The organism is Paracoccus sp. R86501 (assembly GCF_042466435.1).
Classification (GTDB): domain Bacteria; phylum Pseudomonadota; class Alphaproteobacteria; order Rhodobacterales; family Rhodobacteraceae; genus Paracoccus.
On record NZ_JAXHPZ010000001.1, the window covers coordinates 1,613,139 to 1,633,657 of the forward strand.

16 protein-coding genes and 2 pseudogenes are annotated in these 20,519 nt (G+C 66.5%); 4 read left to right on the forward strand and 14 right to left on the reverse strand.

The window, feature by feature from the left end:
* The first annotated feature begins 107 nt into the window (after window positions 1-107).
* Window positions 108-743, forward strand: a complete 636-nt coding sequence (locus SJY40_RS07875; RefSeq protein WP_378944719.1) for a NeuD/PglB/VioB family sugar acetyltransferase — start codon at window positions 108-110, stop codon at window positions 741-743.
* On the opposite strand, the gene SJY40_RS07880 is transcribed toward SJY40_RS07875, so the two are convergent.
* The 6 genes and pseudogenes from SJY40_RS07880 to SJY40_RS07905 form a co-directional block, all read right to left on the reverse strand.
* Entirely contained in the window at window positions 744-1,910 is a 1,167-nt protein-coding gene (locus tag SJY40_RS07880; RefSeq protein WP_378944722.1) for a DegT/DnrJ/EryC1/StrS family aminotransferase, read from the reverse strand.
* Window positions 1,907-2,893, reverse strand: coding sequence for an NAD-dependent epimerase/dehydratase family protein (locus tag SJY40_RS07885; RefSeq protein WP_378944724.1), 987 nt, complete (start codon window positions 2,891-2,893; stop codon window positions 1,907-1,909). Before SJY40_RS07885 ends, SJY40_RS07880 begins: the two co-directional genes overlap by 4 nt.
* Before the next feature lie 11 nt (window positions 2,894-2,904).
* The gene (locus tag SJY40_RS07890; protein WP_378944727.1) at window positions 2,905-4,017 is read right to left on the reverse strand and encodes a DegT/DnrJ/EryC1/StrS family aminotransferase; all 1,113 of its coding nucleotides are present in this window, start codon (window positions 4,015-4,017) and stop codon (window positions 2,905-2,907) included.
* Entirely contained in the window at window positions 4,014-5,033 is a 1,020-nt protein-coding gene (locus SJY40_RS07895; protein WP_378944730.1) for a Gfo/Idh/MocA family protein, read from the reverse strand. The genes SJY40_RS07890 and SJY40_RS07895 overlap by 4 nt, the downstream gene beginning before the upstream one ends.
* A 71-nt stretch (window positions 5,034-5,104) precedes the next feature.
* Window positions 5,105-5,335, reverse strand: a pseudogene (locus SJY40_RS07900) (N-acetyltransferase); the annotation flags it as partial.
* A gap of 60 nt (window positions 5,336-5,395) precedes the next feature.
* A pseudogene (locus tag SJY40_RS07905) lies at window positions 5,396-5,554 on the reverse strand (N-acetyltransferase); the annotation flags it as partial.
* 615 nt (window positions 5,555-6,169) lie between these two features.
* On the opposite strand from SJY40_RS07905, the gene SJY40_RS07910 reads away from it, so the two are divergent.
* The gene (locus SJY40_RS07910) at window positions 6,170-6,964 is read left to right on the forward strand and encodes a Crp/Fnr family transcriptional regulator (RefSeq protein WP_378944733.1); all 795 of its coding nucleotides are present in this window, start codon (window positions 6,170-6,172) and stop codon (window positions 6,962-6,964) included.
* Between the two features lie 33 nt (window positions 6,965-6,997).
* Window positions 6,998-7,846 carry a hypothetical protein gene (locus tag SJY40_RS07915; protein ID WP_378944735.1) on the forward strand — a complete coding sequence of 283 codons (849 nt, stop codon included), beginning with the start codon at window positions 6,998-7,000 and terminating at the stop codon, window positions 7,844-7,846.
* Here SJY40_RS07915 and SJY40_RS07920 read toward each other — a convergent pair.
* The 3 genes from SJY40_RS07920 to SJY40_RS07930 all read right to left on the reverse strand — a co-directional run bounded on the left by SJY40_RS07920 (window position 7,819) and on the right by SJY40_RS07930 (window position 11,107).
* Entirely contained in the window at window positions 7,819-9,051 is a 1,233-nt protein-coding gene (locus tag SJY40_RS07920; protein WP_378944738.1) for a right-handed parallel beta-helix repeat-containing protein, read from the reverse strand. The genes SJY40_RS07915 and SJY40_RS07920 overlap by 28 nt on opposite strands.
* Window positions 9,051-10,280 carry a glycosyltransferase family 4 protein gene (locus tag SJY40_RS07925; RefSeq protein ID WP_378944741.1) on the reverse strand — a complete coding sequence of 410 codons (1,230 nt, stop codon included), beginning with the start codon at window positions 10,278-10,280 and terminating at the stop codon, window positions 9,051-9,053. Before SJY40_RS07925 ends, SJY40_RS07920 begins: the two co-directional genes overlap by 1 nt.
* 98 nt (window positions 10,281-10,378) lie before the next feature.
* Complete coding sequence (locus SJY40_RS07930) at window positions 10,379-11,107, reverse strand: DUF1428 domain-containing protein (RefSeq protein ID WP_378944744.1); 729 nt, start codon at window positions 11,105-11,107, stop codon at window positions 10,379-10,381.
* Between the two features lie 99 nt (window positions 11,108-11,206).
* Here SJY40_RS07930 and SJY40_RS07935 point away from each other — a divergent pair, with 99 nt between their 5' ends.
* The gene (locus tag SJY40_RS07935; protein WP_378944747.1) at window positions 11,207-11,863 is read left to right on the forward strand and encodes a winged helix-turn-helix transcriptional regulator; all 657 of its coding nucleotides are present in this window, start codon (window positions 11,207-11,209) and stop codon (window positions 11,861-11,863) included.
* Between the two features lie 3 nt (window positions 11,864-11,866).
* Here SJY40_RS07935 and SJY40_RS07940 read toward each other — a convergent pair whose 3' ends face one another.
* From SJY40_RS07940 to SJY40_RS07960, 5 genes are all read right to left on the reverse strand, one after another.
* A complete protein-coding gene (locus tag SJY40_RS07940; RefSeq protein WP_378944750.1) occupies window positions 11,867-13,333 on the reverse strand; it encodes an oligosaccharide flippase family protein in 1,467 nt (488 codons plus the stop codon).
* Window positions 13,334-13,351: 18 nt separating this feature from the next.
* The gene (locus tag SJY40_RS07945; protein ID WP_378944753.1) at window positions 13,352-15,001 is read right to left on the reverse strand and encodes a glycosyltransferase family 4 protein; all 1,650 of its coding nucleotides are present in this window, start codon (window positions 14,999-15,001) and stop codon (window positions 13,352-13,354) included.
* On the reverse strand, window positions 14,998-15,801 hold the full coding sequence (locus SJY40_RS07950) for a glycosyltransferase (RefSeq protein ID WP_378944756.1): 804 nt from the start codon (window positions 15,799-15,801) through the stop codon (window positions 14,998-15,000). Before SJY40_RS07950 ends, SJY40_RS07945 begins: the two co-directional genes overlap by 4 nt.
* Before the next feature lie 143 nt (window positions 15,802-15,944).
* Window positions 15,945-17,741, reverse strand: coding sequence for a hypothetical protein (locus SJY40_RS07955; RefSeq protein ID WP_378944759.1), 1,797 nt, complete (start codon window positions 17,739-17,741; stop codon window positions 15,945-15,947).
* 3 nt (window positions 17,742-17,744) lie between these two features.
* Window positions 17,745-20,381, reverse strand: coding sequence for a caspase family protein (locus SJY40_RS07960; RefSeq protein WP_378944762.1), 2,637 nt, complete (start codon window positions 20,379-20,381; stop codon window positions 17,745-17,747).
* Window positions 20,382-20,519: the final 138 nt, after the last annotated feature.

A 20,519-nucleotide genomic window follows, 5' to 3' on the forward strand; every position in this document is an offset into this window, starting at 1 on the left:
ATATTTGAAAACACGAATATAAAACCGACCGGCAATTCGCGCTATGGTTGTTTTAATTAACATTAGATAACTAAATAAGATACATCCCGATACAACCGGAGAACGCCATGACAGCGCGGCCACGAATCATATGCCTGGGGTATTCGGGAAACGCGCTCGAGATGTTCGAACATCTGGACAGCGCCTTTCGGGTGATGGCCTTTTTGGACGACAATCCCGACCTTGCCGGACACAGCTTTCAGGGGGTTCCGGTCCTACCGATGTCAGCACTGGACCGCTTTGCGGATGCGCAGGTGGTCGTGACCTATGGATCGCAGCGCAGCATCGGGGTGCGGGCGGCGAATGTGGCACGTTTGGGGATATCGCGCGACCGCTTTGCCACGGTGGTGCATCCGGCGGCGCATGTGTCGGGCTTTGCGCAGATCGGCGCGGGGACGATGATCTTCCCCGGCGCGGTGGTCACCTTTAATGCGTGCATCGGCGACCACTGCATGATCCTGCCGGGCAGCGTGGTGCATCACGACGTTCAGCTGGGCGATCATGTGCTGGTCGGATCGAACGTCACCATCGCGGGACATTGCCGGGTGGATCAGGGCTGCTATCTGGGCAGCGCCAGTTCTTTCCGGAACGGCGTGCGGGTCGGGGCGGGATCGGTGATCGGCATGGCCGCGAATGTCATCGGGGACGTGCCGCCGGGATCGGTGATGATCGGCAATCCGGCACGCCCCCTGAAGCCGCGCTGATCAGGCCAGCGCGCGGGCCTGCACTTTCTGGGCGGAAAGCGCATTGGCCAGCGCCTCGACGACGGTGTCCAGCTGGTCAAAGCTCATCTGCGCGAACAGCGGCAACAGGACGCTGCCGTCGCGCGCCCTTTCCGAGCGTGACAGGTCATGGGGCAGCGGAATGTCGGCGCAGGCCTCTTCCAGATGCATGCACATGATACCGCGACGCGTGGCGACCCCGGCCTGCAGCATGTGCTGCATCAGGGCCAGCTGATCGACGCCCCCGTCCAGACGGACGGCATAGCTTTGCCAGTTCGACTGCATCCCCGCCGGTTCATGCGGCACCGTGACCCCCGGCATGTCGGCCAGCATCCGGTGATAGCGTGCGGCCAGCGCGCGGCGCGACTGGATGATCTTGGGCAGGCGCTGCAGCTGCTGCAGCCCGATCGCTGCCTGGATATCGGTCATGCGGTAATTGAAGCCGGGGACTGGATAGGCTTCGAAGATGACGCTGTTGCTGGCGTGGCGCTGCGTGTCGCTGACCGACATGCCGTGCTGGCGCCACAGGCGGAAGGCCGCGTCCAGATCGGGCTGGTCGGTGGTCAGCATCCCGCCTTCGCCGGTGCTGATGACCTTGCGCGGGTGGAAAGAAAAACAGACGACGTCGCCGATGGGCCTGCCGATGGGCCGCCATTCGTGATCCAACCGGATCGAGGATCCGGCGGCGCAGGCGGCATCCTCGACCACGCGCAGATCGTGGGCGCGGGCGATGGCCATGATGGCGGCCATGTCGCAGGGCATGCCGATCTGATGCACACAAAGGATCGCGCGGGTCCGATGGGTGATGGCCGGGACGATGGCGTTGGGGTCGATGTTATAGCCGTCCTCCTCGATGTTGACGAAGACGGGCGTGGCGCCGCATTGGCGGATGGCGTTGGCACCGGCGATGAAGGAATGGCTGACGGTGATGACCTCATCGCCCGGCTCGACGCCCACGGCCAGCAGCGCCAGATGCAGCGCCGTGGTGCAGTTCGAGACCGCGCAGGCATGGGCCGCGCCGGTCAGCTGGGCGAATTCCCGTTCAAGGGCGGCAACCTGCGGCCCCTGCGACACCCAGCCCGACAGCACGGCAGCGGCGGCGGCATCGGCCTCGGGGGGGCCCATCAGGGGCATGGCGATGGGGATCATTGCGCGACCTCGTGCAGGCTGGTTTCGGAGGCCCACCAGTTGACCAGATCGCGCAGGCCGGTGGCGACGGGGATGGTGGCGGTAAAGCCCAGATCCCGCGTGGCCGCCGCGGTGCAGGCCAGACGGCGCGGCACCGGGTTGACCGAGCGTTCGGGCGCGAACTCCGGCGTCAGGTCGGGGCGGCCCATGGCGTCCGACAGCATCGCCGCCAGTTGCAGCAGCGAGGTTTCCGTCCCGCAACCGACGTTATAGACCGCATCGGTCGCATCCGACATCGCCGCCAGCACGTTGGCGCGGGCCACGTCGCGCACGTCGATCATGTCCATGGTCTGCATCCCGTCGCCAAAGATGATCGGCGGCTGACCGGCGGCGATGCGTTCCATCCAGCGGACCATCACCTCGGTATAGCGGCCATGCAGGTCCATGCGCGGGCCATAGACGTTGAAATAGCGCAGGGCGACATAGTTCAGCCCCTCCATGTCGTTTAGCGACCGCAGCAGGCCCTCGCCCATGGTCTTGGCCGCGCCATAGAGCGTGCGGTTGCCATAGGGCGGTTCGGCCTCAGTCGTCGGGAAGCTGGACGCCATGCCATAGACCGAGGCCGAGGATGCCATCACCACCTTCTGCACGCGATGCTTCACGCAAAGCTGCAGCAGGTCGAAGGTGGCGTTCACCATTACCTCCATCGCCAGGTCGGGTTCGGCGGCGCAATGGGTGATGCGCAGCGCGGCCTGATGGAAGACGATGTCGCTTTCTGCGACCAGACGCTCCATCAGGACATGGTCGCGGATGTCGCCGGTGACGATGCGCAGGCGCGGATCGGTGATGGCGTCGGACAGGTTCTCGGCCCGTCCGCGGATCAGGTTGTCGACCGCGACGACCTGCCCGCAGCCCTGTGCCAGCAGCGCATCGATGATATGGGACCCGACAAAGCCGAAGCCGCCGGTGACAAGAATGCGCTTGCCCGCAAGAACCTGGGTCATGGTGTTGCCTTTCAGGCGCGCAGGGCCACGGGGGCCGCGACAGCTTCGTTGACGGCGGCGATCACGGTTTGCACCTGATCGGCGTCCATATGCGGATGGATGGGCAGCGACATGGTGGCGTCGCAGAAAGCCTCGGCCACGGGGAAATCGCCGCGGCGATAGCCGAGGTCGGCGTGACAGGGCTGCAGGTGGACCGGCACCGGATAGTGGATGTTGGTGGGCACGCCCGCCTGCTTCAGCTGGGCCATCACCGCATCGCGCGCGGGCGTGGCGATGGCATAGACGTGGCAGACGTGATCGGCGCCAAAGGGTCCGGCGGCGCGCGGGATGCTGGGGTCCAGCCCCGCGTCATAGGCGTTGGCGACATCGCGGCGCGCGGCGTTCCACGCGTCCAGATGCGGCAGCTTGACGCCCAGAACGGCCCCCTGCACCGCATCCATGCGATAGTTGAAGCCCTTGAGGACGTGGTTGTATTTGCCCTGCTGGCCCCAATCGCGCAGACAGCGCAGGCGGGCGGCCAAAGCGTCGTCGCTGGTCACCACCGCGCCGCCTTCGCCGCAGGCCCCAAGGTTCTTGCCCGGATAGAAGCTGAAGCACCCCATGTCGCCGAAGCTGCCCGCAGCGCCGTCGCGGCGGGCGCCATGGGCCTGGGCCGCGTCCTCGATCACGGTCAGCCCGTGGGCCTGTGCGATGGCGTTGATCGCCGTCATGTCGGCCAGCCGCCCATGCAGATGGACCGGCATGATGGCGCGGGTGCGCGGCGTGATGGCGGCGCTGATGGCTTCGGGGTCCATGCACCAAGTGACCGGGTCGATATCGACCAGCACCGGCGTCGCCCCGGCATAGGTGATGGCCGCGACGGTCGCCACGAAGGTTGCGGGAACGGTGATCACCTCGTCCCCCGGACCGATGCCCGCGGCGACCAGCGCCAGATGCAGGGCGGCGGTGCCGGTGCTGACGGCGATGGCGTGGCGCGTGCCGCAATAGCGGGCGAAGGCCTCCTCGAACCGTTCGACGGGTTCGCCAAGGACATAGCTGCCGCCGCGCAGGGCGGTCAGGACGGCGTCCTCAAGCTGGGGGGCGATCTGGTCGTATTGGGTGCGCAGGTCAAGAAACTGGATCATGACGCTTCCTTCAGAGTAACAAGGTTGACGGGGAAACCGCGCATTCCGCAGGACTGGCTGGCGGCGGCCAGCATCTCGACCACGCGCAACCCGCTGGCGCCATCGGTCAGGGGCATGGTGCCCGCATTGATGCAGCGGATGAATTCCTCGGCCTCGGTGACAAGGGCCTCCTTGGTGGACAGCGCCGGCGCGCGCATGTCGCCCGACCGGTACGAGATCATCTGCTGATAGGCATCGACCGAAGCATCCGCCCCGCAGTCATAGATCTTGACCTTTTCGCTGGTCTGCATGTCGTCATAGATGATCATCTTGCGGCTGCCGCCGATCAGCGTCTGGCGGATCTTGACGGGGGCCAGCCAGTTGACGTTCAGATGCGCCATCGCCCCGTTTTCGTAATAGACCGACAGATGCGCCATGTTTTCCGGCCGCCCCTGCAGGAAGCCCGCGGCACTGGCGGAAATGGCGACGGGGGTGGATTTCATCAGACGTTCCATGATGGCGAAATCATGGACGGCCAGATCCCAGATGACGTTCACGTCGCGCTGGAACAGCCCCAGGTTCACCCGCGTCGAGTCATAGTAGTAGACGTCGCCGATCTCTCCGGATTCGATGACCTTGGCGATGGTCTGGACCGCGCCGGTATAGACGAAGGTGTGGTCCACCATCAGCACGACATTGCGACGTGCGGCCTCGGCGATCATGGTGCGGGCGCGGTCGGGGGTTTCGGCCATGGGCTTTTCGACCAGCACATGCTTGCCCCGCCGCAGCGCATCCATCGACATGTCGAAATGCGTGCTGACCGGCGTGGCGATCATCACCGCATCGATGTTGGGATCGGCGATCATATCCGCGATCGAGGTGGTCAGCCGCGCGCCGGGATGCGCCAGCGCCGCACGTTCCAGCGCCTTGGGCGACATATCGGCGATCATCTCCAGCCGGGCGTCCTTCATGCCCGACACGGCGCGCGCCAGGTTGGGTCCCCAATAGCCATAGCCTGCAAGTCCAAGCCGGATCATGACGCCACCTCGCTTGCTGTCATGCGTGAAACTTCGGACGGGACCGCGGTGCGCGACCGGATGTCGCCGGTCACGCGGGCGGGCACGCCCACGACGATGGCATAGGGCGGCACGTCCTGCGTCACGACCGCCCCCGCCCCGATCAGGGCGCTTTCCCCGATGGTGATGCCGCACAGGATGGTGGCGTTCGACCCGATGGCGGCCCCGCGCTTGACCAGCGTGCGCAGCAGGTGCCAGTCGTCGGCGCCCTTCAGCGATCCGTCGGGGTTGGTGCTGGCGGGCAGCAGGTCATTGGTGAACATCACGCCGTGACCGACGAAGACATGTTCCTCCAGCTCGACCCCTTCGCAAAGGAAGGCATGGGACGAGATCTTGCACCGGTCCCCGACCCTGCATCCGCGCTGGATTTCAACGAACGGCCCGATGCTGGACTGGTTGCCGACCTGGCAGCCGTAAAGATTCACAAGCTCGGGACAGGGTATCCTGACATCCGCGGCAAGTTCGCAATCTGTGATGGGCATGCAAACGCCTCCTGAAGCAAGCGGCACCCAAAACGGTTGGCCGCAGATCACGCTACTGCGGAACCATCACGGAACCAGTTCGCACTAGGTGGAATGCCCGCCGCTGCGGATGCGCCCTTAGGCCCGCAAGGGGCGTCCATATCCCCCCGTGGTTGCAAGGGCCGCATGCGGGGACGGCGCAGTCTACGACCTTTGTCTTTCGGACTGTCCGAAAGTATATGTTCAACAGTCGGAGCCCTGTGCGAATGCCCGTTCCGGATGTATCCGGCGGGGTGAAGGCCCTGCGGCAATGTTCTGGATTGTCATAAAATTCTTACATTCCGCCCGAAAACACCGCCCGGCGTCATATCACAACCTTTGATTGTGACGCCGGTATCTGACCGATCAATCAAGGAAGCGGGGACGCTTGCCGACTGATCTGGATCAGTGTCCAATATGTACATTCATGGCTGGATCAGGGTCGCGGGGCCGTGCTGCTGGGGATGGTCCCGTGATCTGGCCCGTGGTCTGGATGCACATTCGCACCTGATGTCGCTGCAAGATCGGCACTGGGCGCAGGGGCGTTCATTGGTCTATACATATGCGCATTAATCAGTTCTATTTCAGGTACGATACATGGCAGCCGCCGAAAACAAGACCACTTTGGAACAGCTGCGGCGCATCCGCGGGATCGACGTCAACACGTCGGAAAGGCTGGCGCTTTTCCGGCGCAAGATGATCACTGTCGAGGCTGGCGACACCATCATATTCGAGGGACAGGAAAAGCGGCGCGGCTATTTCCTGTGTTCGGGCTGGGCGTCCTCGGTCCGGCATCTGATCGACGGCAGCGACCAGATCCTGGACGTGCGCATCCCCGGCGATTTCATCGGCATCTCGGACATGCGGCTGAAGTACGCCCCCCACGCCACCGAGGCCATCACCCGGGTCGAGCTGGCGCCCATCAGCTATCGCGCGCTGCTGTCCATGAGCGCGGGCGCCGGGCGTCTGGCCGAGGCGATCCTGTTCTCGATCAATTGCGACATGGCGATCACCAGCGAACATCTGGTCAGCGTCGCCAGGCGCAATCCGCAGGTCCGCACCGCGCATTTCCTGCTGGAGCTGTCCGAGCGTCTGACCCGTGTCGGTCTGGACGACCCCGACAGTTTCCACTGCCCGCTGTCGCAATATCTGCTGGCCGATGTGCTGGGCCTGACGGCGGTCCATCTGAACCGCACCCTGCGCCAGCTGCGCGAACGCGGCTTCGTCAGCTTCAAAAGCGCGACCGTCGATATCCACGACCGCCCCGGCATGATCGAATTCGCGGGCTTCGACCCGACCTATCTGCATCAGGCCCCAAGCCGCAGCGCCATTTCGGACTGCAAGGCGGTGGGCCGGTCATCGGATGGAAACGGGCATTTCCGCGCGAATTAAGGCTGGCCTCGGCCACCACTCAAGGTACGTCAGATGCGTGAACACGCCCACCCCCTGCCCGACCCGACCGACAGCCGTGCCCATCTGCAGGCGGCGGGCTTTGCCCTGTGGCCAGGGGTGATGGGCGCGGGCCGGATCATGCAGCTGCGCCATCTGGTCGAACAGCATTTCGAACGCGCAGGTCGCGCGCGGCTTGGCGGCAAGCTGCAATCGCGCGCGTTGGATCATGTGCGCGGGCTGTTGCAGGCCACGCTGACGCCCGAGTTGGCGGCCGTCATGGCCGCGCATGTGGCGGGAACGCCGCTGCTGACCGGGGATTGCACCGTCACCATGAACACGCGGGCCGGGTGGCGGCGCGATGCCCTGACCGGCGCGGCGATGGATACCGCCGCATTGAGCGACCCGGATTTCGCGGTCTTCAGGCTGGCGATCTTTTTGCAGGACCAGACGGGCAAAGGCCTCCAGCTGCGGCCCGGATCGCATCTGGACGTGCAGGGCAACGACATCGCGCCAAGCCGCGTGCCGATGGCGGCGGGCGATGTGATCGTCCTTGATACGCGGCTGGATCACGCCGATCATCCGCCCGCCGCCGGCATGGTGGCCCTGCGATGCCTGTCGAAACCCGCGGGCCCGCTGCTGCGCCGCGACGCCGATGATGTGCTGACCGGCTGGCGCAGCGCCTCGCGCGGCGCTCGCCAGAACCGCATCGCCCTGTTCCTGACCTTCGGGACGGACAACCGCTGGACGCGTGCCTATGAACGGGCGGGACGCGACCGGCACGGGCCGCCCGCCGTCATCGACGGACATACCAGCAATCTGCTTGACGGGCTGGGTCTGGACATCATCCAGCCGGATCAAGGGGCGGCGGGGTCGAACTCATAGGCGCCCATGTCGATGCGGCCCCTGACCCGCGGCCCGCCCGCCAGATCACGCGCCCCCGCCGGTCTTGTGCCACGCCCGGCATCGATGGCCGCCGATCCGCGCTGCAACTGGAACCGACGTTGTGCCGGGTCCATGAACATCGGCGATTTCCCTTTGATGTTGCCATCGCGCGGGCGGAATGCGGCACCGTTCCACAAGATCACCGGCCGCGGCCCGCCATGCGCCAGATTGGCCACCGCCCGCACGGAAGCATGCGCAAGGCTGAAGGCCGTGTTGTCGGCATTCGCGCGCGGATTGGCGACGGCGATGTTGTTCTGCACGACGGCCCCTGCCGCAGTCGCGGTGATGGTGATCTCTCCGCGTTCGGTGCCGGGGTTCAGCGGGTCCAGGTTGTTGTGCCAGGCGGTGTTGTTGCGGACCGTGACATTGTCGCTTTGGAAGACCTGGATGCCCTTGCCGCCGTTGCGATAGACCAGGTTGTCCTCGACCAGCGTGGGAAAGCGATAGGGTGGATGACCTGTGCCCAGATTGCGCAGCCAGTCGATGATGATGCCATTGCCGTCGGTATGCGGTGCGGGCACGGTGGTGGTCATGTTGTCATGGCTGATGTTGCGCCGGATGATCGTCCGAAAGCCCCGGTCGCGCGTATCCCCCACCAGATCGATGTTCGACGCGACCGAGATGCCGCTGGTCTGATAACCGTTCGTGGCGGCATTGCGGAAGGTGCGGTTGTTCTCAATGGTCTGGAACTCGGAGAGGTAGAAGGATATCCCGCTGCCACCGCTGTCATGGACGGTGTTGCCGCGCACATGGACGTGGTGGATCCGTTCCCCGTCAATCCCGTGCCCGGTCCCGCCCACGACGTCGAACCCCTGCACCGTGACGTAATTGGCCCTGACATTGACGGTGCTATAGGTGCCGCGCGGCGGCCTGATCCGCGCGCCCGATCGCTGCAGTGACCGCAGGGTGACATGACTCCCCGGCGTGCCACCCTGCCGGATGAACAGCCGCTCGACATAGGTGCCGGGGTGGACAAGGATGGTGTCCCCCGCCCCGTGGGGCGCAGCGAGTGCCTGCCCGATGGTCGTGAAAGGCTGGGCGGCGGTGCCATTCCCCGCCCCGCCCCCCTTTGCGACATGGATGACCCGCGCCTGCGCCATCGGCGCCCACAGCAGGCACATCACCACAATGATCAACAGCCGCATCACCCCTCCTCGGGTCGGGGCGCATAGAATTGCGCGATGGTCGTGCGGGCGCGGTGATCGGCGTCGAACTGGCGGGCGCGGTCCTGCGCCCCCTGCCGCAGCCGTGCCATCCGCGCCGGATCCTCCAGCATCGCAGCGCAGGCCGCCGACAGGCGTTCGGCCAGCCGATCCGCGTCCAGATCGCCGCAGGGCACCACCGCGCCGCAGCTGTCGTTGACCGCGATCCCCGGCCCGCCCAGATCCAGACAGACGACGGGCAAGGCTGCGGACAGGGCCTCGCCGATGACATGGGGGCCGCTGTCGTGCAGGCTGGGGAACAGGAACAGGTCGTGGGCGGCATAAAGCGCGGCCATCCGGTTGCCCGGCACCTGCCCCGCGAAATCGACCGCAGCCTCTAGCCCCAGCCTGCGGACCTGATCGCGCAGGGTGTCAGCCTCGGGGCCGGTGCCGGCGATGGTCAGGCTGACCTCGGGCAGATGGGTGCGCAGATGGGCCAGCGCCATGATCGCCAGATGCGCGCCCTTCCAGTATTCCAGCCGCCCGACGAACAGCAGCGCGGGCTGGCCGCCGATGCGCGTCACCATGCCGGCCGGTGTGGGCGCAAGGATGTCGGCCACGACATGGGTGCGGGGCCGGTGGCGGGGCGGGACAAGGGCCGCGGTTTCGGGGTCGGTGACCAGAATGGCATCGGCGCGGCGCAGGCAGGACCGCACCATCGGATCGATGCGGCTGATCGCGTTGATCATATCGCGCAGCCTTTCGCGCCGCTGCCCCCCTTGCGGAAAGGACGGGCGCAGGGCCTTGGGGGCAGTCGCACCGCCACCGACGGGGCCGAAGACGAAGCGCGGCCCCAACCCGCCAAGGAACGAGGGCCAGCGCAGCACCGTCCATGTCACATGGTGGATCACATCGAAATCCTGATCCCGCAGCATCCGGCGCACCCGGCTGCGGGCAGTCATCTGCCACGCCATGTAGTGCTGGCGGATATGGCGCGCCTCGGCATAGCCCGGTCCGGGCCAGCGCGGCACGTCGTGAAAGACGAAGCGCAGGTTCGCGGGCGGGGGATGATCGGCGCAATGGGCCTCGATCACGGCGCGATGGTGGCTGCCGCAGGTCAGGACGGTCACGTCGCATCCCTGCCGTGCAAGGGCATTGGCAAACAGCCAGCCCTTCCCCGGCTCGGACCCTGCATTGGGTTCGCAGGCATAGGCGGAAAGAAGCACCCTCATGTGATCTGGGTCCGGGTTGGGATCATTACCCCGACAGATCAGCCCGAACGGCAGGCGTCAGCAACACCACCCTGTGGATGGGGGATGCATCAGTTTGGTCATGCCCCATGGGTCGCGCTGTCGAAGACGGTCTGGAACCCGCCCCAGAACATGCGCATCCCGTCGAAGGGCATTTCGGGCATCGGCTTGCCCTGTGCTTCTTCGTGCATGGTCTGGAAGGCCGCGTCGCAGGTCGCGCGGTCGGGCCATTGCACCCAGCTGAAGACGATCACCTCACCCTCCTTGGCATGGGTAGCGCGATAGAAATCGGTGCGCTTGCCGTGGGGGACATCCTGCCCCCAGCATTCGACCGAACCAACGGCGCCAAGACGGTGGAACATCTGCCAACCCTCTTGCGCCATGGCCAGATAGTCCTCGCGCTTGTCGGCCGGAACCGCCGCGACAAAGCCCTGGACGTAATCCGAAGGCGTCCCCGTGCCGCTGGTCAGGATCGGCTCGAACCCGCCCGACACCATGCGACCGCCGTCGAAGGGCATCTTGGACAGGTTCTGCATCTCGGGGTCGTCGGGCAGGTTCTGCCAGCAAGCGTCCGCGGTGGCGCGATCGGGCCATTCGATCCAGGAAAAGGTCACGGTCTCGTTTTCGGCCGCATCGACGGCACCGTCGAAATCGGTCTGCTTGCCCTTGGGCAGATCGACGCCCCAGCAATCGACCATGCGCAGCGCGCCATGCTTGCGAAACAGCTGCCACAGCTGTTCGACATGGGCCAGGTATTCATCCCTTGCGTCCGTGGGCACGGGGGCAAGGGCACCGTTGATATAGGTCATCTGACGTCTCCTGCTGGGATGGAATCATCTGTTGCTCAAGGCTGATTGCGCCCTCAGACTGAGCCTGTTAGTAGTAAAAAACAACCAAAAGAGACCGGCGTGACGAAACAGGCGAAAAACCACCCATCCGTGCCGCGCGTCAGGTATGACGAGGGCTGTCTTGGCGCCCATGCGCTGAACCTTGTAGGCGACCGATGGGCACTGCTGGTCGTGCGCGAGCTGGTCTTCGCCACCAAACGCTTCGGGGCGATCCGTGCCGGACTGCCGGGGGTGACGGCCAGCGTGCTGACGGGACGCCTTTCCCAGCTGGAGCAGGCGGGGGTCGTCACCCACGACGCGCAGGCGGGAACCTATGGGCTGACGGATGCGGGGCATGGGTTGCTGCCGGTGTTGCAGGCGCTGTGCCGATGGGCGCTGACGGTGCCGGGGCATGATCCGCGGCGGTTCATCAGCCCCTCGGCGCTGATGATCTCGATGGGGGTGACGCTGCGGGCGGGGCCGGATGCAAGCGCCGGTTTCGATTTCGGCCCCGAGGCGTTCCAGATGTACCTGCAATCGGGCGCGCTGCGAACGACCGCAGTGCAGGACCCGCAGGCGCCCTTTGTGCTGCGGGGGACCGGCAACGCCATGGCGGCGGCGGTCTATGGGCCGCAGCCGCTGGCGGCGCTGGTCGCATCGGGGGTGGTGCAGGCGACGGGCGATCTGGACCGCGCGCAGAGGTTCATCGACCAGTTCAGCCTGCAGCCGCGCGACTGACGGTCATTCGGCGGGATGGGTCGCGGGACCGCGCGGGCGGGCGATCATCCGCCAGACGGCCATGATCTCGGACCTTATCGGGTGGTCGGTCAGCATGATCCCCGCCAGCCAGCCGATCGCGGCCCCCGCAACCGCCACCGCCGTCTGCCCCATGCCCAGATCAAAGCCCCGACCCGACGTCGCGATGACCGCCAGCGGCAGCACGGCGGTCGCCGCCGTCACCCCGATGCTGCGCAGCGATGCGACCCACAGCTGGCCGAATTCCAGCCCGATGGCCCGGCGGATGAACAGCAGCGCCACGAACATCTGGAATGGCGCGATGACCAGCAGGCTGGCCGCCACCGCCGTCAGCCCCATCTGCGCCGCCACGATGATCGCCAGGACCGAGGGCGGCAGGCAGATCAGACTGGCCCAGAAGGTGTCGCGGATGCGCCCCACGCTGACCAGCAGCGGGAAGGTCATGAAGGCCGGGGCCAGCGCCATGGTCGCGGTGGCGATGATACGGACCAGCGGCGGGGTCTCGCTCCATTGGGCGCCCAGCAGGATGGCGACGACCGGATTGGCCAGCAGCGCCAGCATCATCAGCGTCGGCCACTGGATGGCCGACATCAGCGCATGCCCGCGCAGATAGCTGACGCGCAGATCGCCCCCCTGCCGCGAATGCATCGCCATTGCGGGCAGCACGACAGGCTGCAGCGCCGAGACCAGCGCCCGGTCGGGCAGCTGGCAGACGGTCACCGCGCGGGCATAGATGCCCACCGCATCGACGCCCAGCATGCGACCCAGGGCCAGACGGGGCAGCATCTCGTAGGCCATGTTCAGCACCGTCACCGAAGATGACACTGCCCCGAAGGACAGGATGCGGCGCGCACCCTGCAGGGACGGGCGAAAGACCCAGAACTCGGGTCGCAGCAACATGGCGCCCGACGCCAGCACCGCGCCCGCCGCGACGATCCCCCAGACATAGCTGACCGGCCCCCAGCCCATCGCTCCCAACGTGATGGTGACGCCCGCGTTGACCAGCGCCATGGCGACGTTCAGCACCGCCAGCCGGGTGAACGACAGGTCGCGCTGCATCAGCGCCAGCAGCGGCCCGCCAAAGGGCGCGATCACGAAGGACAGCGAGGCGATGACCAGCAGCCGCCCCACCTGCGGTTCGTGAAAGAACCCCGCGATCACATCCGATGCCGCCACCATCGCCCCCGCCAGCGACAGCGAGATCAGCAGCGTGATCGTGAAGACCGTTCGCACCGTCTGGGGCGCCAGCGTCTTTTCCTGCACGATGAAGATGCCGGTGCCGAACAGGCGCAGGTTCTCCAGCAGCAGGATGACGGTGCTGGCCAGCAGATAGATGCCGGTCTCGGCCGGGGTCAGGATGCGCGACATGGCGGCCAGCGTGACGACGCTGATGACCTGGGTGGCGTATTTATCCGCGACCGAGGCAATGACGCTGCGGCGGATGACGCTCATGCGCGGGGTGTCGCTGTCTCAGGGGGCACGGCGCAGGCTCCTTCGAAGGGTGGTGCCAAGCCATGCGGGGATCAGCGCGCGCAGCGGACTGCCCGACAGATCGCGCCTGGCGGCAATGCGGATCAGGTGGCGGATGCGCCAGCCGGGGGGCGCGGCCTTCAGGACCAGCTGGGTCGCGCGCGACACGCGGATTGTGTCCGACCCCCCCATGCCGACGGGATCGTCGAAGACGAAGGGGATGAACAGGTCCAGATCGCCTATCCCCTGCAGGGGGGCCAGATCGCCGGAATTGCGCGGCAAGGCCTCGGCCTGGCGATAGAGGTCGTGCAGCTGGTTGCGCCAGCCCGTTCCGGTGTTGCCGGCGGTGATCTGCGCCTGCGTCTGCGTGCCAAGGCTGCGGCGATGCGTGGCGTCCTGAACCAGCGCGGCGATGGTCCTGCGCAGTTCCGCGACCGAATGCGTGGTCACCATCACCCCGTCCAGCCCCGGCGAATCCGCCGCCATCACGCCGCAATCGGGTCCATAGGCCGCGCGGGTCACCAGCGGCAGCCCCTGCATCCCGGCCTCCAGCAGCGAGGTGATGGAAACGAAGGGGAAGGCATCCAGATAGATGTCCGCCGCATCCAGATAAGGTTGGGTTTGCGTCGTTTCGCCGATCAGATGCACCTGCCCCGGCACCTGCGCGATGCTGTCCGCCCAGGCGGGCATCGGACCCGGCCCGACGACGACCATATGCATCTGCAGGTTGTCGCGCAGCACCGGCAGCAGCGCCTGCACGAAGTTGTCGCCGCCGATGTCGCGGAACTTGACGGCTCGCGCGATGGTCAGCACCACCACCGCATCGGTCGGGATCCCCAAGGTCTGACGCGCCGCCTGTCGCGACATCTGACGGGGCTTGGCGCCAAGGCACAGCGGGATCAGCGCGCTGCGTTCGGGCGTCACGCCGCGCCGGTCGATGCCCAGTTGCCGCCCGCTGTGCCGCGTGTTCACGATCATGTCGACCACGCCCGCACCCAGCCAGAACTGGTGATCGCCGTGGTTGACCATCATGCTGGGCGGGCGGTTGACCAGACCGGCCAGCGCGATCATCGGCACCACATCCATGTTGTGGACATGCAGCACCACGATGTCGGCCCGTGCCATCAGCGCCTGCAGCCCGCGCGCCCATCGCAGCAGCCCCCCCGGCCGCGCGTTCAGGCAAGTGACCGAGCCCCGCGCGTCCTGCACCGCATCGGCGACATCCTGCGGCAGCGGGCAATGCTGGCCAGTCAGGGCCAGCGAATGGACGTTGCGCGGATCGTTGCGGATCCAATGGGCGACCATGCGGGCGTGGCCGCCGATGCCGTAGAGCTCGGTCGCGACATGCAGGATGCGTCGGGGGGCGCCCTCGTCGCGGGGCGGTCGGCAGGGGCGGTCGTCATGCAGCGCCTGCTGGCCAAGCTGGCGCAGCGTCGCCTCGATCCGCGGGTCGGTGAACTGGCCGGTGTGCCACAGGACGGCGTAATTCGCCGCCGCCTGCAGGGCCGCCGTTGCCTGCCCATGACGGCGCCGTTCCAACAGCAGGCGGGCGCGGTCAAGCAGACGGTCGTATTCCGCACGCCGCTGCGCGATGATGGCGGGACCTTGTCGGCGCCAGGTCGCCAGAATGGGTTCGGGGTCGCCACTCATGACGATCCCTGCCGTGATGATTGCCCGCCAAAGGGCCGCAGCCGCGCGGCCAGCCAAGCCAGCCGCAGGCGGGCAACGCTGCGGCGGCGCACCGGCCAACCGATCTGGCGGCGGATCTGCATGCGTTCATCGGCAGGCAGCGACCGGAACCACGCAAAGGGCCGGTCGGTGACCGACAGCGGTTTGCCGCCCTCGGGCATGGCCTCGCCCATGCGCAGGTAATCGGACTCGTAGGGGGTGCGATAGCAGACGGTGGGCGTGACCTGATGGGCGTGATCGAGCCGCGCGCCCAGGATCGTCTGCCAATAGATCGTGTTGACGATATCGGCCAGCCCGCGCGGGATCAGCCCCCAACGCGCCACCAGGGGCGCAGCCGCCCGGGTCAGGAAATAGCAGCTGGTGTTGACATGGGTGCGCCCGTCGTTCTTGTCGTCGTCGAACATGAAGGTCCCGTCGAAGCGGTGCATGGACCGGCTGGCCGTGCAGACCGCCGCCCCCGTAGCCAGATGCAGGTCGATCATCCGTTCCAGATGGTCGGGCTGGAACCAGTTGTCGGCGTCCAGAAAGGCCACCGCATCGAAGCCGTGATTGAAGGCGCTGATCGCGCCCAGCACGCGCGGGATGTTGCCGCCGTCGCGGTGACCGTCGGGCAGCGTCATGTGGCGGGCCTCCCAATCGGCGACGATCGGGTTGGGAAAGCCGTCCGCGACCAGGATATGGCTGCAGGGAACGCTTTGCGCCCGCACGCTGTCATGGCAGATGCGCAGGACGGCGTCGGTTTCCTTGTAATATGGTGTCACCACCGCGATCCGCATAAGCCCGACGTCCTGCTGCTGCCTCTGACCCGACGCTAGCAGAGGGTGGCTCGGCGCAGTCTCTGTCTTTATGGCGAAACGGCGCGCCGATAGATCAATCCCCCTGCCCGAAAGGCGTAGGTCCGGCATCACCCCGCACAGATCGCCCGCCGGTGGCCGGGTTCGGGAACCAGCCGTCCCTTGTCCAGCACCATCCGGCCTTGGGCGAATGCGTGGCGCAGATGTTCCGCCTCGGCCTCTTGCCGGTGGGGGTTGTCGATGCGCTGGCTGACGATCATGGCAGGCGTGCCGGTGGCGTCCAGGATCAGCGTCGCCCCGCCCTTGTGGCGCATGACCCCCTGCCCGGTCGGGATGTCACAGGTCTGGGTGATCTCGGCGATGATGGAAAAGTCGATGAACCCCCCCGGCCCCACCCGCAGCGTCGGCCTGATAGATGTCACCTGCGGCGCCGACAGACTGTCCGCCCCCTTGACCGCCGCCCGCAGTCCCAGCTGATGCGCCAGCCGGGGATCGTCGTCGATGGCAAGGGCCAAGGCGCTGGCCTGACGGCGGATTTCCTGCGCCGACAGCGGGAACGCCGGGCTGATGTGATAGCGCAGCTGGGACAGCGCCAAGCCGGGGATGGGGTGGACGGGAACCTCGGGCGGGCCCCATGCCAGCGCCGATTCCGAGGGCACGTCGATCCCCTGTGGATAGATGCCACGGCGGCGGAAGGCCTGGATCAGCTCTTCGCGATAGCCGCAGTCGTCCTGCGGGGCCAACAGCCGGTCGGCGGTGATCAGCGCCCGCAGGTAATCGGCAAAAAGGATCGCGGCGGGCGGGCAATAATCCAGCGCACGGATGCAGATGGACAGAAAATGCCCCGCCGTGCGCGACGCGATGTGCTGGACCTGTTCCTGCAGATAGCGCCCGACCGCGCTGCCCGAAGGTGCCGCCAGCGCCATCAGCGGCCCGATGCGGCGGTCCAGCGCATGCAGGAAGGCCTCGAAAATGGCCGAGGACAGCAGGCCGCCGCGATCATGGGGCGCATCGGGGGCGTCGTCATAGCGCGGCAGGCCCTCGGACCCTGCGCCCGCCTCGGTCCAGGCGATGTCCAGCGTGCGCAGCCCCGACCGGCGCACCAGCCGCCCCAGCTCCGGCGCAAGGCTGACCAAGGACGCGCCGCGCAGGAAATCCATCCCCGACCCCGCCAGCAGGTGCGACAGATACCCGGGGCGGGCAAAGCGCGACAGCAGCGCCACGATATCGGCCATCGCTTCGTGGAAGGCGAAGACATCGGGGTTCACCGGCATGTCGTAATCGGGCCGCAGCCCGTCGATCAGGGCGTGGGTAACCTCATGCGCGGTGACGTCGCTGGACAGTGCCGTGAACCGCAGCAGCCGCCGGTCGGCATGGTCGCTGTCGGGCCCCGCGGGGCTGTAGCCGAAGCTGACTGCGCCCGCGTCGCGGTCGTAACAGGCGTTCAGCGCGTTCTGGCCAAAGGGCATCAGCCGCAGCGGCGGATGGTGATCCTGCCGCCAGAAGGCCCATGCGACGGGACGGCCAAGCGCGCTGCGAAACGCTTCATAGGTGGCCATGGCGGTGAAATAGACGTTGCGGCAGTGGGTTTCGTCGCACCCTTGGTCGAAGGTGAAATCATCGGGTCCGGGCCGGTCCAGATCGGGCCTGCTGCGCGACACGCCGCTGGCGCAATCGGTGGCATCGACGGTGAACAGCCGCCCCTGCGGACCCGGCGACAACGGTTCGTAAGGCACCGCCATCTGCGACAGGCCGCCGTCGCGGGTGCGGATCGACCCATCCACCGTGAAGACCTGCCCCCGCCGCCAACGCGCCGGCAGGTTGCCTTTCAGCGGATAGCAGGCGCGGGTGACGCCCGCCTCGCGCGTGATGCTGGGGGCGATGGTCAGGCGGGGCAGCGGCTGCATCGCCTAGACCAGCGGAAAGTTGTGATCCATCCGCGCAGGGTCGCAATAGACCCCCGGCGTCTGGTTGTTGCCCACCGTCAGGGCGTTGATCCTTGCCCGGAACTGGGCGTTGGTCATCGCGCCGGGGTTGCCTGCCAGCATGTCGCGGACCGCCCGCGAAAAGACGCCCATCACCGGCGATCCGTTTTCCTGCGCGGTCTGGATTGCGGACGATGCGCTGTAGAGCACATGGTTCGACCCTTCGTAGCCCGTCCCGCGCGTACCCGTCGGCGGCATGGTAAAGGACCGGCCATGCGGCACGTAATGCGCCTTGCGCAGCGTGCCCAGACTGCGCGGGCGGCCCGACATGGCCAGACGCGTCGCGGTGCCCGAATGGCAGCTGTCCAGAAAGACATGCATCTGCGCTGCCGGGTTCAGGGCCTGCAGCAGGGTGTGGATCTGGTCGTCGATCAGGGCGTGATCCAGCTGCGCATCAATGCCGATGCTGTTGTTCGAGGCGACGATGGCCTGATCGCGGGCCATGTCGCCATCGTCATTGTCGGTGCCGAATTCGGGCATCACCTCCATCCCGTGGCCGGAATAATGCCAGATCAGGCTGTCACCCGCCCGCCCGCGCGCCACGAAGTCGCGCAGATGCGCCACCAGCGCATCGCGATGCGTCCGTTCGGGGCCGGTGATCTGCGTGACCTGATAGCCGCGCTGTTCCAACAGATCGCGCCAACTGTCGGAATCGCGCCCGCAGCCCTGCAACCGCGCCGAGCCAGCATAATGGTCGATGCCGATGGTCAGCGCGATCCGCGCGGGCTGATGCGCCGTCGCGGGCGGATTGTTGACCCGGTCTGCCGCGGTCGGCGCGGCTGCCGCAGGCTGGTCCATCAGGGCCAGATACTGGCGCAGATCATCGGGCAACTGCGGCAGCATGTCATCGCCCCCGCGCACACTGCGGGCACCTTCCGGGAAGGGCGTGATCCGCGCGTCATGCCCCGGGCCGCGGATGAAGCGCATCACCGACCACATGGTGGCGGCATCATTGTCGAAACCGCCGTGGCTGGTCGCGGATGACCGCAGCCGTTGCGGCGTTCCGTTGGGCGACGGGGAAAAGACCAGCGCCTCTCGGGTGACTCCATTGACCCATTCGGCCAGCCCGGTGACCAGCGCCGTGTCGCCCAGCAGGTCGCGTTGCAGCCCGGAAACCGGCGTCGGGCGGGACGGCTCGAACCCGAAGGCCACCAAATACAGCAGCGACTTGCCATAGATGCCGACGACGTTGTCGTCGCGCTCGGCGGTGTCGGTCATGGTATAGATTCGATGGCGCAGCGTCGCGCCCCCTGCCGCCAGACCCGACCGGTAAAGCGCCGTGGTCGCTGCCGGAGCCAGCGTCTGCAGGCTTTGCGCCGGACAGCCTGCCTGCCGCAGCACCGGCAACAGGTGCAGCAGCACGATGGACCCCGCGCTGTGCCCCACCAGATCGATGGGCGCGTCCGGTCCGAAGACCCGCCCCAGTTCGCGCGCCAGCAGGGTCAGCCCGTGGCGATCACCGGGGGCGGAACATTGCCGCGCGCTGTTCTTCATGGTGCCCCAGATGCCGCGCCCGAACATCTGCACCAACCCCTCGATCGCGGCGTCGCGGATGCCGCCAAGGTCGAAGCCGCGGGTGTCGCGCCGGCCGAACTGTTGCGCGATCATCTGCCAGATCACCGAGAGCGCGTCGCTTTCCCAGATGCAGAAGACCGGATAGACGTCGTTCTCCAGCCACCAGGCCGCGGTGCTGCGGGCGTATTCCAGGGCCAGTCCCTCGCTGACCAGACCGCCGTGGGCATAGATCACCAGCCGCCGCCCGCTGCCCTGATCGATCCAGTCCCGCGCCCGATCCGCGATGGCCGCCACATCCGAGGCGTCGGTCTGGAACGCCCCGTCCCGCGACAATTCGCCAAAGCGCATGTTGACGACGTGATGCTTCAGATCGACCGTGCCACCCCGCGATGATGCCACGGGCGCGGGCGTCACGTCGCGCCGCAAGGGGGCGGCCACGGGTCGGTTCGCGGCCAGCCAGCGCAGGTGGTCGTCGATCACATCGGAACGGATGCGGCGATCGTCGTGGCGGCTGTCGTCGGCCATCAACTGTTTGAAGGCGGCCTCGACGCTGTCGCGATCAAAGACGGGGGCCAGATCGGCTGGCCATTCCATGTCCCGGCGGGCGATCAGAGGTGGCGTGCTTCGGCTGCGTCCGGTGCTGTCCTGCAACCCCGCCAGCAGTGCGACCAGCGTTCCGCGAACCGCCTCGGTGTCATCGGGGTGACAGGGGCAGATCAGCACCCGCACCATCGCCTGACCGTCACGGGCGCCACAATCGGGATGGCGCAGCATTGCAGCCCAGCCCTGCGGGAATATCACCAGATGCGGCAATTGGCGGCCATCGTCAAAACCCTGCCTTTCAACTTCGGACAGAATTTCGAATATCGCATTCATTTCGCCCGCATTATCAGCAAGCTGTTCGAAATTCCCGATGCGATCCAGCGACAGATGCATATCCACCTGCACCTGCAGGCTGTCGGCATCCACGAATGGCGCGGCGCGGGCAAAGAAGGCGGCGATTTCGGCCGGATTACGAAAGATGGGACCGACGGCGGACATTTCCATATTACCCCCCACGGCGCAACGCGCCATATAAGACATACCAATTACGTTAACGATGCTGACATATATCCTGATATATTTTCCATCATAATATAACCAAGATCAATTTTATATATAAAATATATATCCAATTAACTTGCG

Coding starts and splice junctions, on each gene's coding strand:
- SJY40_RS07895 (WP_378944730.1), bottom strand. CDS start 5,033: ATGATCCGGCTTGGACTTGCAGGCTATGGCTATTGGGGACCCAACCTG.
- SJY40_RS07875 (WP_378944719.1), top strand. CDS start 108: ATGACAGCGCGGCCACGAATCATATGCCTGGGGTATTCGGGAAACGCG.
- SJY40_RS07880 (WP_378944722.1), bottom strand. CDS start 1,910: ATGATCCCCATCGCCATGCCCCTGATGGGCCCCCCCGAGGCCGATGCC.
- SJY40_RS07945 (WP_378944753.1), bottom strand. CDS start 15,001: ATGAGTGGCGACCCCGAACCCATTCTGGCGACCTGGCGCCGACAAGGT.
- SJY40_RS07960 (WP_378944762.1), bottom strand. CDS start 20,381: ATGGAAATGTCCGCCGTCGGTCCCATCTTTCGTAATCCGGCCGAAATC.
- SJY40_RS07890 (WP_378944727.1), bottom strand. CDS start 4,017: ATGATCCAGTTTCTTGACCTGCGCACCCAATACGACCAGATCGCCCCC.
- SJY40_RS07925 (WP_378944741.1), bottom strand. CDS start 10,280: ATGAGGGTGCTTCTTTCCGCCTATGCCTGCGAACCCAATGCAGGGTCC.
- SJY40_RS07940 (WP_378944750.1), bottom strand. CDS start 13,333: ATGAGCGTCATCCGCCGCAGCGTCATTGCCTCGGTCGCGGATAAATAC.
- SJY40_RS07885 (WP_378944724.1), bottom strand. CDS start 2,893: ATGACCCAGGTTCTTGCGGGCAAGCGCATTCTTGTCACCGGCGGCTTC.
- SJY40_RS07910 (WP_378944733.1), top strand. CDS start 6,170: ATGGCAGCCGCCGAAAACAAGACCACTTTGGAACAGCTGCGGCGCATC.
- SJY40_RS07930 (WP_378944744.1), bottom strand. CDS start 11,107: ATGACCTATATCAACGGTGCCCTTGCCCCCGTGCCCACGGACGCAAGG.
- SJY40_RS07920 (WP_378944738.1), bottom strand. CDS start 9,051: ATGCGGCTGTTGATCATTGTGGTGATGTGCCTGCTGTGGGCGCCGATG.
- SJY40_RS07915 (WP_378944735.1), top strand. CDS start 6,998: ATGCGTGAACACGCCCACCCCCTGCCCGACCCGACCGACAGCCGTGCC.
- SJY40_RS07955 (WP_378944759.1), bottom strand. CDS start 17,741: ATGCAGCCGCTGCCCCGCCTGACCATCGCCCCCAGCATCACGCGCGAG.